The organism is Sphingosinicella rhizophila (assembly GCF_032378825.1).
In the GTDB taxonomy this organism is placed as follows: Bacteria; Pseudomonadota; Alphaproteobacteria; order Sphingomonadales; family Sphingomonadaceae; genus Allosphingosinicella; species Allosphingosinicella rhizophila.
In genome coordinates this window covers 51,474-72,069 of sequence record NZ_JAVUPU010000008.1, presented here as the reverse complement: position 1 = coordinate 72,069, position 20,596 = coordinate 51,474, and the positions used below count along the sequence as shown (strand labels likewise).

At 63.4% G+C, this 20,596-nt stretch carries 15 protein-coding genes and 1 tRNA gene; 10 read left to right on the top strand and 6 right to left on the bottom strand.

The window, feature by feature from the left end; translation table 11 throughout:
• The first annotated feature begins 36 nt into the window (after window positions 1–36).
• Window positions 37–555 (top strand): hypothetical protein, encoded by a 519-nt coding sequence (locus RQX22_RS15145; RefSeq protein WP_315727394.1) that lies wholly within the window; start codon window positions 37–39, stop codon window positions 553–555.
• Window positions 556–844: 289 nt separating this feature from the next.
• On the opposite strand, the gene RQX22_RS15140 is transcribed toward RQX22_RS15145, so the two are convergent.
• Window positions 845–2,779 (bottom strand): serine hydrolase domain-containing protein, encoded by a 1,935-nt coding sequence (locus RQX22_RS15140; protein WP_315727393.1) that lies wholly within the window; start codon window positions 2,777–2,779, stop codon window positions 845–847.
• A 194-nt stretch (window positions 2,780–2,973) separates the two neighbouring features.
• Here RQX22_RS15140 and RQX22_RS15135 point away from each other — a divergent pair, with 194 nt between their 5' ends.
• On the top strand, window positions 2,974–3,276 hold the full coding sequence (locus tag RQX22_RS15135; RefSeq protein WP_315727392.1) for a hypothetical protein: 303 nt from the start codon (window positions 2,974–2,976) through the stop codon (window positions 3,274–3,276).
• 46 nt (window positions 3,277–3,322) lie between these two features.
• Here the strand turns inward: RQX22_RS15135 and RQX22_RS19355 are convergent, their stop codons facing one another.
• Window positions 3,323–4,072, bottom strand: a complete 750-nt coding sequence (locus tag RQX22_RS19355; RefSeq protein WP_410001647.1) for a L,D-transpeptidase family protein — start codon at window positions 4,070–4,072, stop codon at window positions 3,323–3,325.
• 167 nt (window positions 4,073–4,239) lie between these two features.
• Here RQX22_RS19355 and RQX22_RS15125 point away from each other — a divergent pair, with 167 nt between their 5' ends.
• Window positions 4,240–5,760, top strand: a complete 1,521-nt coding sequence (locus tag RQX22_RS15125; protein ID WP_315727391.1) for a fumarate hydratase — start codon at window positions 4,240–4,242, stop codon at window positions 5,758–5,760.
• Window positions 5,761–5,829: 69 nt separating this feature from the next.
• Here RQX22_RS15125 and RQX22_RS15120 read toward each other — a convergent pair whose 3' ends face one another.
• Window positions 5,830–8,556, bottom strand: a complete 2,727-nt coding sequence (locus RQX22_RS15120; RefSeq protein ID WP_315727390.1) for a GAF domain-containing protein — start codon at window positions 8,554–8,556, stop codon at window positions 5,830–5,832.
• Between the two features lie 214 nt (window positions 8,557–8,770).
• Window positions 8,771–10,756, bottom strand: a complete 1,986-nt coding sequence (locus RQX22_RS15115) for a serine hydrolase domain-containing protein (protein ID WP_315727389.1) — start codon at window positions 10,754–10,756, stop codon at window positions 8,771–8,773.
• Window positions 10,757–11,008: 252 nt separating this feature from the next.
• Here RQX22_RS15115 and RQX22_RS15110 point away from each other — a divergent pair, with 252 nt between their 5' ends.
• Window positions 11,009–13,159 carry a M3 family metallopeptidase gene (locus RQX22_RS15110; RefSeq protein WP_315727388.1) on the top strand — a complete coding sequence of 717 codons (2,151 nt, stop codon included), beginning with the start codon at window positions 11,009–11,011 and terminating at the stop codon, window positions 13,157–13,159.
• Window positions 13,160–13,227: 68 nt separating this feature from the next.
• Here the strand turns inward: RQX22_RS15110 and RQX22_RS15105 are convergent.
• Window positions 13,228–13,304 (bottom strand) — tRNA-Arg (locus tag RQX22_RS15105).
• Window positions 13,305–13,448: 144 nt separating this feature from the next.
• Between RQX22_RS15105 and RQX22_RS15100 the strand changes: the two genes are divergently transcribed.
• On the top strand, window positions 13,449–14,408 hold the full coding sequence (locus RQX22_RS15100) for an MBL fold metallo-hydrolase (protein ID WP_315727387.1): 960 nt from the start codon (window positions 13,449–13,451) through the stop codon (window positions 14,406–14,408).
• A gap of 28 nt (window positions 14,409–14,436) precedes the next feature.
• Here RQX22_RS15100 and RQX22_RS15095 read toward each other — a convergent pair whose 3' ends face one another.
• Window positions 14,437–16,149: an AMP-binding protein gene (locus RQX22_RS15095; protein ID WP_315727386.1), complete on the bottom strand. Its 1,713-nt coding sequence runs from the start codon at window positions 16,147–16,149 to the stop codon at window positions 14,437–14,439.
• A 92-nt stretch (window positions 16,150–16,241) separates the two neighbouring features.
• Between RQX22_RS15095 and RQX22_RS15090 the strand changes: the two genes are divergently transcribed.
• From RQX22_RS15090 to RQX22_RS15070, 5 genes are all read left to right on the top strand, one after another.
• Entirely contained in the window at window positions 16,242–16,553 is a 312-nt protein-coding gene (locus tag RQX22_RS15090; RefSeq protein ID WP_315727385.1) for an antibiotic biosynthesis monooxygenase, read from the top strand.
• Window positions 16,554–16,728: 175 nt separating this feature from the next.
• Complete coding sequence (locus RQX22_RS15085) at window positions 16,729–17,322, top strand: SRPBCC family protein (protein ID WP_315727384.1); 594 nt, start codon at window positions 16,729–16,731, stop codon at window positions 17,320–17,322.
• An 11-nt stretch (window positions 17,323–17,333) separates the two neighbouring features.
• Window positions 17,334–18,551, top strand: a complete 1,218-nt coding sequence (locus tag RQX22_RS15080) for a zinc-dependent alcohol dehydrogenase (RefSeq protein ID WP_315727383.1) — start codon at window positions 17,334–17,336, stop codon at window positions 18,549–18,551.
• On the top strand, window positions 18,538–19,317 hold the full coding sequence (locus RQX22_RS15075) for an SDR family NAD(P)-dependent oxidoreductase (RefSeq protein ID WP_315727382.1): 780 nt from the start codon (window positions 18,538–18,540) through the stop codon (window positions 19,315–19,317). The genes RQX22_RS15080 and RQX22_RS15075 overlap by 14 nt, the downstream gene beginning before the upstream one ends.
• A gap of 159 nt (window positions 19,318–19,476) precedes the next feature.
• Window positions 19,477–20,586: a M55 family metallopeptidase gene (locus RQX22_RS15070; RefSeq protein ID WP_315727381.1), complete on the top strand. Its 1,110-nt coding sequence runs from the start codon at window positions 19,477–19,479 to the stop codon at window positions 20,584–20,586.
• The last annotated feature ends 10 nt before the right edge of the window (window positions 20,587–20,596 follow it).

Here is a 20,596-nt window from a genome sequence, read left to right as displayed (position 1 = left end):
CGCGTTTGTCTCGCCAACCATTTCGAAGGACAGGCGGTGCCGCAAGCGAAGGACCTGATGGTCATTGTCGATGATCGGATGCAGCAGGATTATCGCTACGTCCGCTCGGAACCTGCCGGCAGCAACTTCGCGGCCGGCTTCGACCCCGAACTGACACCCAAAGAGATGCTGGCCCTCGGCGTCTTCTGCGGCAAATATATGACCGATTGTCGCGACGAATTCCCGGAAAGCTGGTTCGCGACGGCGAAGCTCGCCGATGGCCCGCCCGATTGCGCGCTCAACCATTTCGGCGTGCGGGCCGGCACCCCGCTTGCCGTCTGGCGCGCCAAGGGATGGATACATCCCGACGATCCCCGTGGCTGGTTCCAATGGTATTGCCGTTATTATTCGGGCCGCCGCATGGGGGAGGAGGATGCGCGGCAGATCGCGCGCTGGCGGGCCTTTCGCCGTCACATCGCCCAGATCGTCAGGAATTGCGAGCCCGGCAATCCCTTCTGCCGTCCTCGCCAACGCCAGGCCTTGCTGCAATGGGCTTATGATAGCCGCGGCCTCTAGACAGAATACAGGATTCGACCGGGACCGAGCTTGTCTGATGATCAAGACCGCCGAACCCGGCCGATCTTAAAATTGATCGCCAATTCACTATATTAGATCAAGCTGACGTCCCCTGTCGGTGAGGGCCGGATGCGATCCGGCCCGCGGCGCCTCGCCGTGCTTCCCCTTTGTCGCGGCGAGGCGTCCGTTTTGCCTCCGGGTAACGCCGGCTTGGGCCGTGATCCATGCTTCCCGCCAGGAAAGAAAGGAAGACTTTCTCCGCCTTTCTCTCCTGGATCGAAGGCCTGTTCTATTGGCTGAGACCGATGAAGATGAGGTGGAAGACAAGAGCTCCCCACAGGACGATGAACGCCGCCAGGGCGATTGCGAGGCTCCATGCGATCGACACCCGCTGCCTGCTTTGTATCGCCAGCCACAATCTCCACAGGGCGAACAGGAACAGCCCGGGGATGACGACGATCGTCGCGATCTGGAGCAGATAGATGCTGCCGCTCAGCAGCCCTACCCTCAGGCTCATGATCACGCTCAGCCAGATGCCGATCAGCACCAGCGTTGCGGCCGCCAGGCCGGCCGTGCTGCGCTGCACATCCCGCGTCCGCTTCGCTATCTGAGGCAGGTTCGCGCCATAATAGCGCCGTTGCACGGCCCCCAGCGGCCAGGCGATCGCCGCCAATAGCAGGACGATCAGGCTCGCAATCAGCGCCGGGCGGAACCAGGAAATATTCTCGTACCAGCCCACGCGCATCTGCGCGGAAGCCGGGAAGCCGCGCGCGAACATCGTCACCTTGCCGCCTTCCTCCTTGGCGCTCATGATCTCGTTGCTCTTGTCGTTGCGCCACAGCAGCGGTCCGATATGCACCCACTTCTCACGGCCGTCGTCGGAAAGGATCGCTCCGTCCTCGTCGGTTTCGACCTGGCTCTGGGAGAAGAAATGGCCGGCTTTGCGCAGCCCTGAATCGGTGCGCCGGCTCGCGATATAAGTACCTTCTATCTTGCGCGCGTCGGCAAGCGCCTGCTCCCTGTTGGTCGGCGCCGCCGGTGCCGGATCCTTCGTGAAATATCGCTTCATGAACTCGCTGAGCAAGATCCCGCGGAGCGATCCCGCACCCTGCTGGCCGGTGCTGTTCACATTCACGACCAAGCCGACATTCTCGCTCGGGATGAGCGCCATGCCGGTATGGAACAACAAGGTGTCCCCTCCGTGGGAAATGATCGGCCGGCTGTGGTTACGGACCTCGATCCAGCCCAGCGACATGGAGGCGGCTTCCGGAAAGACCTGGAAAGGCGAATTGTGCATCATCCGGGCGGTTTCCGGACGCAGCAGCCCCTGGGCGTTGTTGAGGTGGGAAATCATGAACTTGGCGACGTCAGGCGCGCTTGTCGTCGCAGAGCCCGCCGGTGGCAAGGTGACGAACTCGAACGGAACCGGTTTGCCCGATCCGCGCATATATCCCTTGGACATATGGGGCTGCAGATTGGCCGGCAGCGGTTGCCGGAAGGTCGTCTGCGACATGCCGAGCGGCTTGAAGATATGATTCTCCGTATAATCCTCGAACGACTCGCCGCTCACGCGCTGGACGACATAGCCGGCAAGGCCAGTGGCATAATTGGAATAAGCCGGCGTCGTCCCGGGCGCGAAGATCCGCTTCGGAATCCAGCTCTTCAATTTCTCGCCGAGCGGAGGAACCTCGTCGGCGGAATCGACCATCAAGCCGCCGGATGCCTCCTCGAAGCCGGCAACATGGCTCATGATCTGCCGCATGGTCATCGGCTTGCCTTCATAAGGCGGAATCTTGAAATCCAGATATTGGTTCACGTCTGCGTCCAGATCGATCTTGCCTTGCTCGACGAGCTGCATGACCGAGGTCCAGGTGAACAGTTTCGACATCGATCCGGGACGGAACAGCGTCGTTGCCGGGTCCATCTTCTTCTTGGCCTCGACGTCGGCATAGCCATAACCCTTCTGGGTCAGGATCTGTCCGTCCTTCACCACGAGCACCACCGCTCCGGCGATATCGCCGCGCTCCAGGGAGGCCGGCATCAATCCGTCCAGCCAGGCGTCGACATCCTTCTTGTCCAGCACCGCCGTCTCCGGCACAGCCGGCGCTTCGGCGACTTCCTTGGCCTTGGCCGCCTCGTCCGGCCCTTCTGTCGGAACCTGCGCAATCACCGCGCCGGCCGCCGCTGCAAGCAGCGCAAGCCCTGCCACCAATCTGGATCGCATCCGCATCCCTCCCCTTCTGGCTTTGCGCCATGTTTCTGATCAGGCGATCTCCGTCTTTGCCGAGTCGAATGTCAAGCACCGGCAGGAAGGATATTTGAATATATTGTGATTTGATTGGCGTTGGTGTGCACGCGGAGTTCGCTTCGTCGCAATCTGCTCTTGTCGCGGCGGCCTGTCATCGACATGGTTGAACGATGATCTTCCAGGTCGCAGCAATGGCCTTGCTCCTAGCAGAGCCTGCCCCAAGGCTGCCGGAGCCCGAGGCGGACGAAATCGTCGTCCGGGCGGTCCGCGGCAAATGCAGGGTCCAGCTCGCCGACCGTATCTTGTCGGATTCCGAATTGAACGCGCGGGCCGAGGAATGGGCGAAGGGCAAGGCGGTCAGGGTCATCGAACCCGTCGGCGCAGACTATAAGTGCCTCGCCAGGATCGCCTTTCGTCTCAATGACAAAGGCGTCCGCCTGATTGAATTCGTCGATCGGCCCGAACGGCCTTGACGGCCGGGACGAAGGCCAGCGCGATATCGCCGCTTGCAGCGCTGCCCTAAATGAGTTCCAACGCCTCTTCGTCGCTGCGAGGATGCTCGTCGGTGACGGTTACCATCGTCTGGAAATCCGTCATTGCATAAAGCTTCTTGGCGAAGCTCCACGGCATCCGGATGCAGCCATGAGATGCGGGATAGCCTGGCAGGTCGCCGGCGTGGAGGGCGATGCCGTCATTGGTCAGCCTCTGCATGAAGGGCATGGGCGCATTGCTGTAGAGGTTTGAACGGTGGCGCACCTTCTTCTGCAGGATGCGGAACGTGCCCACCGGCGTGTCATGGCCGCGCTTGCCGGTCGACACTGGCGATGTCGCGACCAAAGCGCCATTCTCGAACACGAACGCCTTCTGGGCCGGGATCGAAACAAGCACGCGCACGCCCGATATGATGGGAGTGTCGGGAACATAGGCCGGATCCTGCGGCGGGGACGGTGCAGGTGCGGGCGGGCGGTCCGGCGCCGGCCCTGCCCCCTTCCCCGCGGATGCAAGCTTGGCCGCACGCATTGTCACGCGGTCGTCGGCGCCGTCGGGGACCGGCTGGATCGCCAGCACCGGAATGGCCGCGATCGCCGATGCACCGGATTCCAACTCGCCGTCTCCCGCCAGCACCTCGCACCGTACCGACGGCCGGTCTCTGCAGGGCATGGTCCATTCCTTCAAGCCCGCTAGATCATAGTCCAGCAGCGCAGGAGGCGGCGTCGCGCTGCCCAGAAGAGATCCGGCGGCAAGCACGAAGATCCCCAACACCTTCATCTTTCCTCCTGCGCGCGGATTCTTGGCGCTCGTTCATGGATAACGCCTCATTAACCTTGATTCGCCCTGTCTCGTCCAGCCCCTCCTGACTCCGCTCGCCGCCCGAATTGGAATGGCCGCACCTTGCTGATAGAGGGCGCGAACCTGCCTTCCGGAGACACTCCTCGATGCCCATCATTCGCGAATCGGATCTCGTCGAAAGCATTGCCGATGCGCTGCAATTCATCAGCTATTTCCACCCGATGGATTATATTCGAGCGCTCGGAGCGGCGTATGAAAAGGAGGAATCGCCTGCCGCCAAGGATGCGATCGCGCAGATTCTGACCAACAGCCGCATGTGCGCCGAGGGCCACCGGCCGATCTGCCAGGATACGGGCATCGTCACCATTTTCGTGAAATGGGGACAGGCCTGCCTGCTGGAGAGCGACAGAAGCCTCCAGCAGGTGGTCGACGAAGGCGTGCGCCGCGCCTACCTCCATCCGGAAAACCGGCTCCGCGCCTCCATCGTCGATGATCCGGCCTTCGCGCGCCGCAACACGAAGGACAATACGCCCTCGGTCCTCCACGTCGAAATGGTGCCGGGCGACAAGGTCGACATCATTGTCGCCGCCAAGGGGGGAGGGTCTGAGAACAAGGCCAAGTTCGCCATGCTCAACCCGTCCGAATCGATCATCGACTGGGTTCTCGAGACCGTTCCGAAGATGGGAGCCGGCTGGTGCCCGCCCGGCATGCTGGGGATCGGCATCGGCGGCACTGCGGAACAGGCCATGTTGCTCGCCAAGAAATCGCTGATGGATCCGATCGACATGGCGGAACTGAAGGCGCGCGGCCCAGCCGATCCCGTCGAGGAGCTGCGCGTCAAACTCCATGATGAGGTGAACGCGCTTGGAATCGGCGCCCAGGGCCTCGGAGGCCTGACGACGGTGCTCGACGTGAAGATCGAAACCTGGCCGACACACGCCGCTTCCAAGCCGATCGCAATGATCCCGAATTGCGCCGCGACCCGCCACGCCCATTTCACTCTGACCGGAAACGGGCCGGCTTATCTGGAATCTCCGAAGCTCGCCGACTGGCCGAACGTCGCATGGCAACCCTCGAAGGAATCGAAGCGCGTCGACCTCGATACGCTCACGAAGGAGGAGATTGCAGCCTGGCAGCCGGGCGACCGTCTCCTCCTCAATGGCCGGATGCTGACGGGGCGCGATGCCGCCCACCAGCGGATTCGCAGCCTGCTCGCCGCTGGCGAGCCCCTCCCCGTCAGCTTCGCCGGCCGCGTCATTTATTATGTCGGCCCGGTCGATCCCGTCGCCGGCGAGGTGGTGGGTCCGGCCGGGCCTACCACCGCCACGCGGATGGACGGCTTCACCGAAATGATGCTCGCCGATACCGGCCTCATCGCCATGGTCGGCAAGGCCGAGCGCGGGCCGGTCGCCATCGAAGCGATCCGCCGGCACGGCGCCGCCTATCTGATGGCGGTCGGGGGTGCGGCCTATCTGGTCGCGCGGGCGATCAAGGATGCAAAGGTTCTGGCTTTCGAGGATCTGGGCATGGAGGCGATCTACGAATTCGAGGTCCAGGACATGCCGGTCACGGTCGCGGTCGATGCCAGAGGCGAAAGCGTGCACCATCTGGCGCCACTCGTCTGGCGGGACAAGATCGCGAAGATGCGGGCCACCGAACCGGCCTGACGCGTCCACCGGGGCTGGCACCGGGACCGGATATGGGCCGTGGCGGCACGTTGCGAGGCGAAAGCTCGATCAGCACTTCTGCGGCTCTTCCTCCATCGCCTCCTTTATCTTGCGCGCCAGATCTTCCATCTGGAAAGGCTTGGTGATCAGCGACATGCCGGGATCGAGCCGGCCGTTGCGGACGACCTGATTCTCCGCATAGCCGGTGATGAACAATATTTTCAGGTCCGGTCGCGCGACACGCGCTGCGTCGGCGACCTGACGGCCGTTCAGGCCACCGGGCAGGCCCACGTCGGTGATGAGAAGATCGATCCGCGCATCCGATTTCAGGATCTGGAGGCCGGTCGGGCCATCCGCGGCCTCGATGGCCGCATAGCCTGCCTCCGCCAGCACCTCGCCGACCAGCATGCGGATGGTAGGCTCGTCATCGATCACCAGCACCACCTCCCCGTCGCCGGCGGGGAAGGTGGGGCCGCGTGTTTCGTCTTTGCCCTCGGCCGGGATCTCGGCATCGTGGCGGGGCAGCAGGATCGTTACGCTGGTCCCCTCGCCTGAAATGCTCTCGATCCAGACATGCCCGCCCGATTGGCGGGCAAAGCCGTAAATCATCGACAGGCCAAGACCGGTGCCTTCTCCCAGCGGCTTGGTCGTGAAGAAGGGATCGAAGGCCTTGGCGGCGACCTCCGGGCTCATGCCGGATCCGGTGTCGACGACCTTGAGCGCGACATAGTCGCCAGGCGGCAGTTCGATCGCGCGCGCCTCGTCGTCCTTTATCGAAATATTGCTGGTCTCGATCGTCAGGCCGCCGCCGTCCGGCATGGCGTCCCGCGCGTTGATGCAAAGATTGAGCATCGCATTTTCCAGCTGGTTGGGATCCACCAGCGTTGCCCATAGGGCCTTTGCGTCGCGCACCTCGACGTCGATCCCCGGTCCCATCGTCCGCCGCACCAGCTCTTCCATATCCGCCACGAGCCGATTGATGTCGGTTGGTCTGGGGTCGAGCGTCTGCCGCCTGGAAAAGGCTAGCAAGCGGTGCGTCAGGGCCGCCGCGCGCTTCACCGCCCCCTGGGCCGCGGACAGATATCGCTCCACCGCATCAGGGCGTGCCTGGGCAATCCGCATCCGGATCATCTCCAGACTGCCGCCGATCCCGGCCAGCAGATTGTTGAAATCATGGGCGAGGCCGCCGGTCAGTTGCCCGACCGCCTCCATCTTCTGCGACTGGCGCAGCGCCTCCTCGGCAGCCAGAAGCTGCCCGGTCCGCTCCTGCACCCGTTGCTCCAGCGTCTCGTTGAGCAGGCTCAATGCTGCGGCGCTCGCCCGAAGCTCCGCTTCCGCGCCCACCCGCTCGACATGCGCCCAGGATCGTTCCGTCACTTCGCGGAGCAGGTTCAGATCATCCGTCGCCCAGGCCCTTGGCGCCTTGTCGTGGATCGCCATCAATGCGGTCAGCCTGCCCTCCTTGACGAGGGGAATGCAAATCGTGGCCGCGATGCCGATCGATCGAAACGTGGCTGCTGCCTCGGGCGAAAGTTCCGCCTCGACATCGCCGACGATCAGCGGGAGGCCGGCTGTCAGCTTCTGCACCGCAAGGACGCCGAAATCGGCAAGGCGGTAATGGCCGACGATCGACTTCGAGCCGGATGTCGCCCAATCGCCGCGTATGTTGAAGCCGTCTTGATCGGCATCCATGTCGGCATAGGCGCAGATCGAAACAGCCAGATGCTCGCCCACCATGCGCGTCGTCGTCGCCATGATCTCGTCGGCATCGGCTGTCTTGGCGATGGCTTTGCCGAGCGCATCCAGGAAGCGGAATAATTTCTCGCTCCGGCTCAGCCGTGTCTGGCTCCGCGCACGCTCCACGGCGGTGCGTGTACGTTCGGCGACCTCGCGGATCAGGGCCAGATGATCCGGGGCCCATCGTCTCGGCGCTGCATTCGCGACATAAAGCATGGCGACCAATTGTCCCTGTTCGACTACAGGGACATTGACGAACGAGCGCGCGTCGCGACGCTCCAGCGCCTCCGCAGCCACTCGCGTCCGCTCGTCCTCGCGGACGTCGGTCACCACGATAGTCTCTCCCCGCTGCATCCCGGCCACGAACGATCCATAGTCCCGAAGCCGCAGCACGCGGGGTCCGGGTTCGATTGCCGCCGCTCCCCAGGGATGGTCGACCCGCAATGTCTCGCCGTCCGGTTCGATCGTGCCATAGCCGACCCGGCTCGCATTCATGGCGGTGCCGAGGATCCCGCTTGCGGCGAAGGCGATTTCACCTGGATCGTCGAGGTCGCGCAGTGCGTCCGACAGTCGAACCAGCACTTCGGTCCGGGCGCGGGCGTTGCGCACCGCCGTCGTCTCGACCACGATGGCGATTACGCCCGCCGGCCGCCCGGCCTCGTCATAGACCGGCGAATAATCGAGGTTCATGAAGACCTGCTCCGGCTGGCCGGTCCGGTTGAGCGTCAGTTCGTGGTCCGCGTAGCTGAGCGTCCCGCCCGCGAGGCCGACCTTCATCACATTGTCGTTGAAAGCGGCGACCTCGGGCCAGCCATCGCGGACATTGCTCCCAAGCAGGCCCGGATGACGTCCGCCGGCGAAGACGGAATAAGCGTCATTGTAGATCATCACGCCCTGTTCGCCCCACAGCATCACGATCGGCACCGGCGATGCGACGACAATACTGGTCGCGGTCTTAAGGCTCTGCGGCCATCGGTCGATCGGACCGAGTGGCGTGCGCGCCCAATCGAACGATCGGATCAGCGATGCAAGCTCGCCGTCACCGGACAGGAACGGCATCGATCTCTTGCCCCATCGACTATCTCCGCTCGACCCCTCCGTGGGGCGATTTCGACCGGGATAAGCAAAGCCGCCATTGATGGGAAGACGGCACTTCGGCTGGGCGGCAAGAGCCTGGTTGCTTGAGGCGGAAGCGCTCCGCGCTTCCATGGCCTGGGATTTTCCCGAAGATCGGCGGCCGGCGGCGTCGCTGCGCACCGGCCGCTCTTCAAACTCAATAATTGACGTTGAAGCTGATCAGATTGCCGAGCCAGGAAATCCACAAGATGCCGAGAAAAGCTGCCGCGATCACTATGCTTCCGATCTTGGCGCCGACCTTCCTGTCCGATTTGACCGTCAACCAGGCATTCCACAAACCGACGGCGGCGGCGCCGATCGGCAGGATCGCACCGATCTGGAGGAGGCGGAGCACCGGGTCGAGCGAGGGGCCGTAAAATGCCAGATCCGTCCGGGTCAACGGCAGCAGCAGCATGATCCAGCCGCCCAGATAGACGAAATCGCCCAACGCTGCGAAGCGCGTCAATCTGTGCGCCAGCAGCGGCCGTCCGGACAAGGGATGCGCAACATTATAGGCCCGCCGGAACCGCCAGCCGATCGGCCAGGCCAGCAGGATCCACAACAGGACAGCCACGGAACCGAGCAGGATGAACAGGTTCATATTCGCGCTTCGCCCAGCTGGGACCGCCTGCATGACCGAGGTCGGATCGCGGCTGTCGATAAGCGTCTTGCGGCCGGCGACCTGGGTCAGCTTGAGCTGATGGGTGCCGCCAATCTCGCGCCAGACATAAGGCGCGATCTCGCGATACTTCTCCTGGGGCGAGGAACCGAGGCTGATCGTGCCGTCCTCGTTGGCGATCACCTGCTGTTGCTGGAGCACGTAGAACATGCCGATGAAGCCGGATTCGACGCGCCGGGAGCTTTCATAGCCCCCGGCCGCTTCCTGGGCATGGGCCTTGGCCGTCGCAATCGCCGGCGGATCCTTTGCGGCCGGGGCCGGGAAATAACGATCCATGAAATCGGTGAACAGGCGTTCGCGAACCCCGTAGACGCTGCCGCCTTCACCCCGGCTGTTGAAGCTCATGAAGAAGCCGACATTCTCCGCGGGGATCAGGTTCATGTCGGTGTGGAAGACGACCGTGTCCCCACCGTGGCCGATCACGACGCGGCCGTTCCGCTCGCCATGGAAGAAGCCGTGGGCCATCGTGTCGAAACCCGCGCCATTGTCGAGCGACGGACTGTGCATGAAGCGGGCGGTCTCCGGCTTCAGGATCCGCGAACCGCCGAACTGGCCATGCTGCAGGTGCGCGATCATGAAATTGGCCATGTCGGCTGCGGTCGCGCTGACGCTGCCGGCAGGTGCCGTAGTGATGAACTCGAAACCGTAAGGATCTTCCGAAGCGCTTGTGTAACCGCTCGACATCTGCGGCTTCAAGCGATCAGGAAGGGGCTGACGGAACGTCGTGTTGGTCATGCGCAACGGCGTCAATATGTGCCGTTCGACATAATCGTCGAACGACTCGCCGGAGACGCGCGCGACGATATAGCCCGCCAATGAGGTGCCATAGTTCGAATAAGCCGGAACCTGGCCGGCCGGAAAGATGCGCGGCCGCGGATGCTCCTTCAGATATTGTTCGTTCGAGATGTTCTTGGACGCATCCTTGACCAGGACCTCCTTCAAACCCTCCTCGAATCCGCCCCGGTGGGTCATCAGATCGTTCATTGTGACGGGACGCCCGTCCCTGTGCGGAATCTTGAAGTCGAGATAGGCGTTGACGTCTCTATCGAGGTCGATCTTGCCCTGTTCGACCAGCTGCATCACCGCGGTCCAGGTGAACAATTTCGAAGTCGATCCGATCCGGACGAGGCTGCGATGGCCGTCCATCGGCTTTTCCGAGGCGATGTCGGCGTCGCCATAACCCTTGATCAGGATCGGCTGGCCGTCCTTGACGACGGATATCACGGCTCCGGCGATCTTGCCTTGCTCCAGCGAGGCCGGAATATAGCCGTCGAGCCAGGTCTCGAGATCCTTTGCTTCCAGCGTTCGCGACGTCGCCGCCGCCACATCGGGGCCAGTCGCCTGCTCGATCTGGGCGGTCGTCGGCGGCGCCAGCGGAGCGACCGGCACCTGCTGCTGCGACATGAGAGGCCAGCTGGCCCCTATTGCGACGAACGCCGCCAGAAGCGCGAATTTCTTCTCCATTCTATCCCCCGACAGGTAAGTGTATTGTAACGATAATACAGGGTGGCGCCAGATGCAACATGTCGCTTCTGCCGTTCACATTTTCAGTGTCTTGGTAAGATAATACGGTTGTCGACCAAAGCATCAAGAACTATTTGAGCCGCCGGGCCCGCACTTTGCATACGCGCGATTGCAGGCGATCCCCTGCCGAACTTATGGAGGCGCCATTGAAGTGGCCGCGTCCGGCCGGGGGCAGAGACATGAGGATGATGCGTGAAAGCAATATTTTTGACCGCCGCAACCGCGTTGGCGCTGGGCGGTTACCCTGTCATGGATGATGCAAATATCGGCAGCGCCGCCGCCGCGACCGTAACGGCCGGGCAAGCCGACAATATCCTGCTCGAGGATTGGCGTGGGCCCTATGGCGGCATACCCCCTTTCGATCGGGTCGAGCCCGCGCTCTTCCCCGCGGCCTTGCAGTTCGCGATCGACGAACAACGGCGCGAAGTCCTTGCCATCACGGACAACTCGGCCGCACCTTCCTTTGCCAATACGGTCGAGGCCCTGGAAAAGGTCGGCGAGAGGCTGGACAGGGTCCTTTCCGTGTTCGGAGTCATGTCCAGCAATATGGCCAACCCGGAAATCCAGGCGATCGATCGCACATGGTCGCCGAAGCTGTCCGCGGCCAGCGACGAGATCACGCTCGATCCGAAGCTGTTCGCACGCGTGAAGAAGGTTTACGAGACCCGCACTGAGTCCGGTCTTGACGCCATCCAGCAGCGGCTGGTGACCAGGCTTTACGACAGCTTCGTCCGCCGCGGCGCCAATCTGGACGCGGCGCGCAAGGCGCAATTGTCCGAATATAATCAGCAGCTCGCCGCCGCCTTTGCCGAGTTCAACCAGAAGCTGCTCGCGGACGAGACGACCCACATCGCCGCCACCGAAGCCGAGATGAAGGGCGTGCCGGCCGATGTGAAGGCGGCAGCCGCCGCGGCTGCGGGGGAGCGCAATCTTCCCGCCGGCTCCTATGCCATCGTCAACACCCGTTCGGCGGTCGATCCGGTCCTGACTTTCGCGGACGACCGCGCGCTCCGCGAGAAGGTCTGGCGGGCCTTCGTCAACCGCGGCGACAATGGCGATGCGAACGATACCAATGCCCTCATCGCCAGGATCGTGAAATTGCGTGCGGACCGCGCCCGCTTGCTGGGTTTCGCCAGCCATGCCGAGTGGCGGATGCAGGACACGATGGCCAAGACGCCGGCCAAGGCCATGGACTTGATGATGCGCGTCTGGCCGGCCGCCATCGCGCGGGTGAAGGAGGAAGTCCGGGATCAGCAGGCGATCGCGGACGGCCTCGGTCACAAGATCAGCATCGAGCCTTGGGACTATCGCTATTATCAGGAGAAGGTCCGCAAGCAGCGCTACGACCTCACCCAGGATGAGGTGAAGCCATATTTCGAACTCGATAATATTATCGAGGCCTCCTATTGGGCAGCCGGTGAGCTGTACGGGCTCGACTTCAAGGAAGTCACCGGGACGGTCCCGGTCTGGCATCCGGACATCCGGGTCTATTCGGTCACCGATCGCAAGGACGGCCGCCAGGTCGGTCTTTTCTACCGCGACGATTATGCACGTTCGGGCAAGAGGTCCGGCGCCTGGATGACCACCTATCGCAGCCGCGCGCGACTGCTCGGCGACGATATCGTTCTTGCCTCCAACAACAACAATTTCGTGAAGCCCGCGCCCGGCCAGCCGGTTCTGATCAGCCTCGACGATGCCGCAACTCTCTTCCACGAATTCGGCCACGCCATTCATTATCTGCTGGTGGACGTGAAATATCCGAGCTTCGGCAGCACGCCGCGCGACTTCGTCGAATATCCCAGCCAGGTGAACGAGAATTGGCTGCTGACCCAGCCTGTGCTCAGCCGCTTCGCCAAGCATTACCGGACCGGTCAGCCGATCCCGCAAGCTCTTATCGACAAGATCAGGAAGGCGGACACGTTCAACCAGGGATTCGGTACCACCGAATATCTGTCCTCGGCCATCGTCGACATGATGCTGCACATGGATCCCAATGGGGCGATCGATCCGGACAGTTTCGAGCGGGAGACCCTCGCAAAGATCGGCATGCCGGATCAGCTGGTGATGCGGCACCGCCTGCCCCAGTTCGGCCACCTCTTTTCGTCCGACGCCTATTCGGCCGGCTATTATTCCTATCTCTGGTCGGAAACGATGGACGCGGATACGTGGGCAGCCTTCGAGGAGGCGGGCGATCCGTTCGACAAGGCCACTGCGGACCGCTTCCGCGAAACCCTCCTGGCCACCGGCAACGAGACGGACCGCGCCGAAGCCTATCGCGCCTTCCGCGGCCGCGACCCGGATGTGAACGCCTTGCTCAAGAAGCGAGGCTTTCCGGTCAAGTAATGACACGACGAGACACCTCCTCTCCCGCTACGGGAGAAGGAGGTGTCTCGATCGAATGTCGTGGATAATGGCCCGCTCGGAGGGATTCGAACCCCCAACCCTCGGGTTCGAAGCCCGATACTCTATCCGGTTGAGCTACGAGCGGCCCTTGCCTCTGTCTCTATAGCATTTGGCGAAGGAAGGAAGATGTCTCGCGCGGTGTGTGCGTCGAGGAAGGCGACGATCAGCATCTCGACATTGCGCAATGTCGATTTCATTACGGGTCGACCTGGATTGGAGACATCGAGAAATGAAGAAATTTGTCCTCGCGGCTATAGGCCTGACGCTCGCCGGCGTCGCTGCCCCGAGTGCCGCCGAGACACCGCCGCATCGCACCCAGGCGCCGGGATTCTACCGGATGATGGTCGGCGAATTCGAAGTGACGGCCTTGTCGGACGGCATTGCCGACCAGCCCATGGACAAGTTGCTGACCCGGATCGCGCCGGCCGAACTGGAGCGGCTCGCGAAGCGGCGCTTCCTCACCTTCCCCGTGGAAACCTCGATCAACGCCTTCCTCGTCAACACCGGGACGTCGCTGGTGCTGGTCGATAGCGGCGCGGGCGGCGCCTTCGGGCCCGCCGCCGGCCGGCTCGCCCGCAATCTCGCCGCCGCCGGTTATCGGCCGGACCAGGTCGACGCCGTGCTCATCACCCATCTCCACTCCGATCATAGCGGAGGCCTTGCGGCGGAGGGCAAACGCCTGTTTCCGAACGCCACCATCTACGCCCATGCGAGGGAGGTGGCGCACTGGCTGAGCCCGGACGAGGAGCGCAAGGCGCCTGAAGGCATGAAAGGACTGTTCGCCGCCGCGCGCGCCGCGCTCGGTCCCTATCAGGACGCCGGCAAGCTCCGGACTTTCGCCGACGCCGTCGATATCGTTCCGGGCGTGCGGGCGGAGCCGACGCCAGGGCACACGCCGGGCCACGCCGTCTATGCGATCGAAAGCAAAGGCGAGCGGATGAACTTCTGGGGAGACCTCATTCATGTCGCCGACATCCAATTCGCCGCTCCGGGCATCGCGATCCTCTACGACACGGACCAGGATGCCGCGATCGGCCAGCGCGCCGCCGCCTTTCGGGACGCCGCCGACAAATCCTATTGGGTGGCGGCGCCGCATATCGCCTTTCCGGGCATCGGCCGGCTGCGTGCAGAAGGCCAGGCCTATGATTGGGTCCCGGCCGCCTACAGCCTCAAGGGCCTGACGCCCTAAACGATGTCGAGCATGATTGATGCGGCGATCAATCTTGGGTCGCTTCCTCCGCCATCATCTCCCGCATCTCGACTTTGCGGATCTTGCCGGTGACCGTCATCGGGAAGCTCTCGACGCATCTTATGACGGCGGGGATCTTGTAATGGGCGATCTTGCCCCGGCAATGTTCGCGGATATCCTCGATGTCGAGCGGCCGGCTGGTACGTAGCCAGGCGCAGACCGCCTCGCCATATTTCTCATCCTCTATCCCGAACACGGCGACATCGATGATGTCGGGATGCTGGATCAGGAAATTCTCGATCTCCGCCGGATAGACATTTTCACCACCGCGGATGATCATGTCCTTCAACCGTCCGACGATGCGGGCCTCCCCGCTCGTGCTGATCGTCGCAAGATCGCCGGTGTGCATCCAGCCCGCCTGGTCGATGGCGGCCTCGGTCGCGTCCGCTTGCGCCCAATAGCCCCGCATGACGCTGTAGCCGCGCACCAGCAACTCGCCCGTCTCTCCCCGCTTCAGGATCGCCCCGTCTTCGCCCACCACCTTTGCTTCGATGAAGGGATGGACCGTGCCGACGCTGCCCACGCGCGCCTGCAGGCCGCTGTCCCGCCGCGTCTGGAAGCTGACCGGGCTCGTTTCCGTCATGCCGTAGCAGATGGCGACGTCCCGCATATGCATCTCGCCCATCACCCTGCGCATGACGGGCTCCGGACAAGGCGCTCCGGCCATGACGCCGGTGCGCAGGCTGGTCAGGTCGAATTGCGCGAAATCCGCCTCCGCCAGCTCCGCGATGAACATGGTCGGCACGCCGAACAGCGCAGTGCATCGTTCCGCTTCGACGGCGCGAAGGACCGCGGCCGGATCGAAACTGTCGGCCGGGAACACCATGGCCGCGCCGTGGGTGACGCAGTTCAGCACCGCCATCACCATGCCGAAACAATGATAGAGCGGCACGGGAATACAGAGCCGGTCGCCGGCGCCGAAACCCATCAGCTCGCCCACGAAATAGCCGTTATTGAGGATGTTGTGATGGGTCAGCGTCGCGCCCTTGGGGAGGCCGGTCGTGCCGCTGGTGAATTGGATATTGACCGGATCATCCGGCGAATTGCGCGCTTCCTGCAATCTGAGCGCCTCCAGCCCTTCCGGCGTTTCGGCATCGGCGATCGACGCGAAATCGATCATCGAACGCAGCCTCGGCCGGCCGATCTGGATGATCCATTCCAGCGCGGGCAACGCGCCGAGCGAAAGCCTCGTTTCCCGCTCCCGTTCCAGTTCCGGCGCGACCTCGGCGAGCATGGCCACATAATCGCTCGTCTTGAAGCGCTCGGCGATCACCAGGGCCCTCACACCTACCAGGTTCAGCGCATGCGCGATCTCGGAGGTTCGATAGGCCGGATTGAGCGAAACCAGGATCAGCCCTGCTTTCGCTGTGGCAAGCTGGGTGAGCACCCATTCGGCTCCATTGGGTGCCCATATGCCGACCCGGTCGCCGGGCAGCAGGCCCAGCGCCAGCAGCCCCGCGGCCAGTCGGTCGGTCCGCATCTTCAACTCGCCATAGGTCCATCTTATGCCCTGATGGAGGACGATCAATGCTTCCGCATCGCCATGCGCGGCCGCCGCCTCGTCCAGCGCCCGGCCGATCGTCTTGTACAGCAGGGGTGCCTGGCTGGCCCCGCAGACATAGCTTTCCTCGATCTGCGTCACCTTCGCCTCTTTCTGCCCGGCGTGACGACGATGCTTCATCTCTTCGACGGCGACAAGCTCCCTCCCGTCCGGGCGACTGGACCGGAGAGGGCCCGATGACGTAATATGCGCTCCGCTTGCAGGAGACCGCCATGCACGTCGTGATCTGGCGCTATCAGGTGCGGGAGGAAAAGCGCGAGGAATTTCGCCGTATCTACGGCGAAGCGGGGGAATGGGCGGCGCTGTTCCGGAGGGCTGGTGGATTCATCGAGAGCCGGCTTCTGGAGGATTGCGACACGCCCGGCCATTTCGTCACGCTCGACATCTGGGCGGACGAACGATCGCGCGCCCGGTTCCTCGAGGATCATGGCGATGCTTATGCGCGGCTCGATGATGCCACCGCTCACCTCGCGAACCGCGAGAAGCGCGTGGGAACGATCGTCTGCGGCGGCTGGCCCTTCTGACGCCCGGCGCCAGGATCACCGGCACCGGCCGGTCGCCAACCATCCGTCCGGATCCGATGCGCCCTTACCTGGATCAATAAGAAGCCTCGGAACTCGAACGCTTTTTCCGGGGTTCCTTGCCTGTCCTTCCGGACCAACCTTGCCTCCGGCCCGATATTTCGAGGAGCCCCGAATCATGCCCAGCGACGATCGCACGCGAGACTATGACGATGCCCCGGCCACGACGGCCCGCGACGACGACGTGCAGCGGCAGGAGGCAGGTCGCGACGAGGATGCGATCGTGGGCCGCACCGTCACGATCGGCCGTCCTCGCGACGAGATCTACGCCTTCTGGCGGCACCTCCCCAATCTTGCCGGCGTGATGGAGAATATCGAGAGGATCGATCTCGTCGATGATCGCCGCTCCCGCTGGCTGGTCAAAGGCCCCGGCGGCAAGAGCTTCGAGTGGGAGGCGGTGATCACGGAGGACGAGCCCGGACGCCTGCTTGCCTGGCAGTCGGTCGAAGGGTCCGACATAAGCCATTCCGGCCGGGTGGAGTTCTTCGATGCCGCGCCGGGCCGCGGAACGATGGTCCGCGCGACACTTGCTTACGATCCGCCGGGCGGACTGATCGGCGAATGGATTGCCAAATTGTTTCAGCGCGAGCCCAATCTCCAGGCCCGGCGCGACCTGAGGCGGCTGAAACAATTCCTCGAGACCGGCGAGATCAGCAGCTCGGCGAGCCCCTCCGCACGCCGGTCCGAATCTCCCACCGAACAAGCCCTATAGGAGTAGAAATCATGCGCGCAGTGACCTGGCACGGCCGCCACGACGTACGTGTCGACAGCGTTCCCGACCCGGAAATCGTCAATCCCCGTGACGCCATCATCAAGGTCACGTCGACTGCGATCTGCGGGTCGGATCTGCACCTGTATGACGGCTATATCCCGACCATGCGGGCGGGCGACATCCTCGGCCATGAAAATATGGGCGAAGTCGTCGAGGTGGGGCCCAAGAGCACGTTGGAAATCGGCCAGCGCGTCGTCATCCCCTTCACCATTTCCTGCGGCTCCTGCTTCTTCTGCGGAAAGCAGCAATATTCCGCCTGCGACAATGCCAATCCGGCGACCACGTCCGACATGTCGGAGACGCTTTACGGCTATCCGATGGGCTCGGCCTTCGGCTACGCGCACCTGACCGGCGGCTATGCGGGCGGCCAGGCCGAATATTTGCGGGTCCCCTATTCCGACATCGGTCCGATCGTCATTCCGGACGGGCTCGAGGACGACAAGGTCCTGTTCCTGTCCGATATCTTGCCGACCGGCTGGATGGCCGCGGAAAATGCGGAGATCGAGGACGGCGATACCGTGGCCGTCTGGGGCTGCGGCCCGGTCGGGCTGTTCGCGATCCAGTCCGCGCTCATCATGGGCGCGCACCGGGTCATCGCGATCGATCATTATCCCGCCCGCCTGGCCCTCGCCAGGCAGATGGGCGCCGAGATCCTCGACTATCGCGACACCGACATCCGCGAGGCCCTTTTCGAAATGACCGGCGGCATCGGTCCGGATGCCTGCATCGACTGCGTCGGCATGGAAAGCCATGGGCTCGGCATCGACAATATCGTCGATACGATAAAGGCCCACACCTTCCTTGGCACCGATCGGCCGGCGGCGCTCCGCCAGGCCATCCTCGCCTGCCGCAAGGGCGGACGCGTTTCCGTTCCTGGCGTCTATGGCGGCATGGCCGACAAATTCCCGATCGGCGCCTTCATGGAGAAAGGCCTGACGATGAAAACCGGCCAGACACATGTGCAGAAATATTCGAAGCAGCTTCTCGACATGATCGGCGAGGGGCAGGTCGACACCACCTTCCTCATTTCCCACCATGCCAGTCTCGAGGACGGGCCCGCCATGTACAAGCATTGGCACGACGACCAGAACGAATATACGAAGATCGTCCTGAAGCCCGGCATGGCCTCCACGACCCCCTCCAGGGAGACCGAACATGCCGCAGCCTGAATTCGCCATCGTCACCGGCGCATCGACCGGCATCGGCCTGGAACTCGCCAGGCTTGCCGCCGCCGACGGCTATGATCTGCTCGTCGTCGCGGACACGCCGCTGATCGACGCGAGCCGCCAGCTCCAGGACCTTGGTGTCGAGGTTCACAACGTCGAAGCCGACCTGTCGACCTTCGAAGGAGTGGACCGGCTTCTGGAAGCCGCCGGCGGCCGTCCGGTCGACGTCCTCGTCGCCAATGCCGGACACGGTCTGGGTCACGCTTTCCTCGATCAGGATCCGGCCGAATGGCGCCACGTCGTCGACACCAACATTACCGGCACGGTCTACCTGATCCAGAAGGTGGCGCGCGAGATGGTGGCGAGGAACCGGGGCCGCATCCTCATCACCGGCTCGGTGGCCGGTCATGTCGCCGGCGCCTTTCAGGCCGTCTATAACGGCTCCAAGGCCTTCATAGACAGCTTCTCGGACGCGCTCGGCAACGAGCTCAAGGACACGGAAGTGACGGTCACCTGCCTCAAGCCCGGACCCACCGACACCGAATTCTTCGAGCGCGCCAACATGGAGGACACGAAGGTCGGCCAGTCCGACAAGGATGATCCGGCCGATGTCGCCAAGACCGGCTGGGAAGCGATGAAAAAGGGTCAGCGCAGCGTCGTTCACGGCCTCATGAACCAGCTGCAGGTGGCCGGCGCCAAGGTCCTCGGCGGCGGCGTTGCAGCCGAAATGCATCGCGCCCAGGCCGAACCCATCAGCGGCGAGAGCTGACGCGGCAGCAAATCACGTACCTTCGTCATTGGAGGATAGCGCGCCTGCGCGATTGCGGAGGCCGGCCCGGGCTGTCAGCTTGCATGGATCGCAAGCGGGCACCGATTCGGTCTCTTCAACGGACATGGATCGGACAGACTTTATCGCCGAAGGATGACCATGACGTTCCGGACACTCCATCTCGCCGCCGCGGCCGCATTGGCGGCTCTTGTTCCGTCCGTAGCCGCCCCGGCCCAGACCCCCCCGGCGCCCTGGACGATCAGCCCCGCCAAGGTCGACCGCGCCGACAGTATCAAAATCCTCGTCCTCTACGACATGGAAGGCCTGTCGGGGGTCGACAATCCGACCAGCTTCCTTTTCGGCGATCCTGATTATCCCGAAGCGCAGAACCGCCTGGTCGCGGACGTCAATGCGGTGGTCGACGGCCTGTTCAAGGGCGGCGCGACGGCCGTCGACGTGGTCGATGCCCATGGCAGCGGCAACCAGGCCCCGGATCTTTCACCCGACCGGCTCGATCCGAGGGCCGTCTTCGTTCGCCGCGACACCAGCTTCGATCCTTATATCGCGCTCTCCAAAGCCGGCGCTTATGATGCCGTTGCCGTCGTCGGCATGCACGCCAAGAACGGCAGCCTCGGCTTCGCCGCCCATACCTACACGATCGGCGTCGATCTCAGCCTCGACGGCAGGAACATCACCGAGACCGAAATAGTCGCTCTGAGTTTCGGCGAGGTTGGGATCCCCGTCATCTTCGCCGCCGGCGACGACAAATTGCGGAAGGATCTGTCGGGCATGCCCTGGCTTCATTATGTCGAGGTCAAGCAATCGACCGATGCCCGCACGGCGAAGCTGGTTCCCGTCGAAGCCGTCCACAAGGCGATGGTGGAAGAGGCCGCAGCAGCTGTGCGCGGGCTGGAATCGGCGAAGCTCATGAAGCTCGACGCCCCGGCCGAAGTCACTGTGAAAGCCATACCGCCCGCGAACCTTGCGGTCCTCGAAGGCTTTCCGGGCATCGACTATCGCGACAATTCGGTCACCTTCCGGGCCGACAATTTCCACGATGCCTATCGGGGCGCGATGCCGATCATCCGCGTCCTCGCCATGTCGCTCAGGGACCCGACCTTCTCCGCCCTGCGGACCATGCCCGGCGGCGCCGAAATCATGGCGGCGGGACAAAGGCAATTGGTCAAGGACTGGATGGACGCCGAATCCGGAAGGCCGCCCGCGCCGCTTGCTCCCCGCCCGCCGCGCACCGAATATGGCGTGCATTGAAGCCCGCGTT

Excerpts from the sequence above, each read along its gene's own strand:
- RQX22_RS15135 (WP_315727392.1), top strand. The coding sequence starts at position 2,974 with ATGATCTTCCAGGTCGCAGCAATGGCCTTGCTCCTAGCAGAGCCTGCC.
- RQX22_RS15085 (WP_315727384.1), top strand. The coding sequence starts at position 16,729 with ATGCCCAGCGACGATCGCACGCGAGACTATGACGATGCCCCGGCCACG.
- RQX22_RS15075 (WP_315727382.1), top strand. The coding sequence starts at position 18,538 with ATGCCGCAGCCTGAATTCGCCATCGTCACCGGCGCATCGACCGGCATC.
- RQX22_RS15080 (WP_315727383.1), top strand. The coding sequence starts at position 17,334 with ATGCGCGCAGTGACCTGGCACGGCCGCCACGACGTACGTGTCGACAGC.
- RQX22_RS15140 (WP_315727393.1), bottom strand. The coding sequence starts at position 2,779 with ATGCGATCCAGATTGGTGGCAGGGCTTGCGCTGCTTGCAGCGGCGGCC.
- RQX22_RS15090 (WP_315727385.1), top strand. The coding sequence starts at position 16,242 with ATGCACGTCGTGATCTGGCGCTATCAGGTGCGGGAGGAAAAGCGCGAG.
- RQX22_RS15115 (WP_315727389.1), bottom strand. The coding sequence starts at position 10,756 with ATGGAGAAGAAATTCGCGCTTCTGGCGGCGTTCGTCGCAATAGGGGCC.
- RQX22_RS15095 (WP_315727386.1), bottom strand. The coding sequence starts at position 16,149 with ATGAAGCATCGTCGTCACGCCGGGCAGAAAGAGGCGAAGGTGACGCAG.
- RQX22_RS15120 (WP_315727390.1), bottom strand. The coding sequence starts at position 8,556 with ATGCCGTTCCTGTCCGGTGACGGCGAGCTTGCATCGCTGATCCGATCG.
- RQX22_RS15070 (WP_315727381.1), top strand. The coding sequence starts at position 19,477 with ATGACGTTCCGGACACTCCATCTCGCCGCCGCGGCCGCATTGGCGGCT.
- RQX22_RS19355 (WP_410001647.1), bottom strand. The coding sequence starts at position 4,072 with ATGAAGGTGTTGGGGATCTTCGTGCTTGCCGCCGGATCTCTTCTGGGC.
- RQX22_RS15100 (WP_315727387.1), top strand. The coding sequence starts at position 13,449 with ATGAAGAAATTTGTCCTCGCGGCTATAGGCCTGACGCTCGCCGGCGTC.
- RQX22_RS15125 (WP_315727391.1), top strand. The coding sequence starts at position 4,240 with ATGCCCATCATTCGCGAATCGGATCTCGTCGAAAGCATTGCCGATGCG.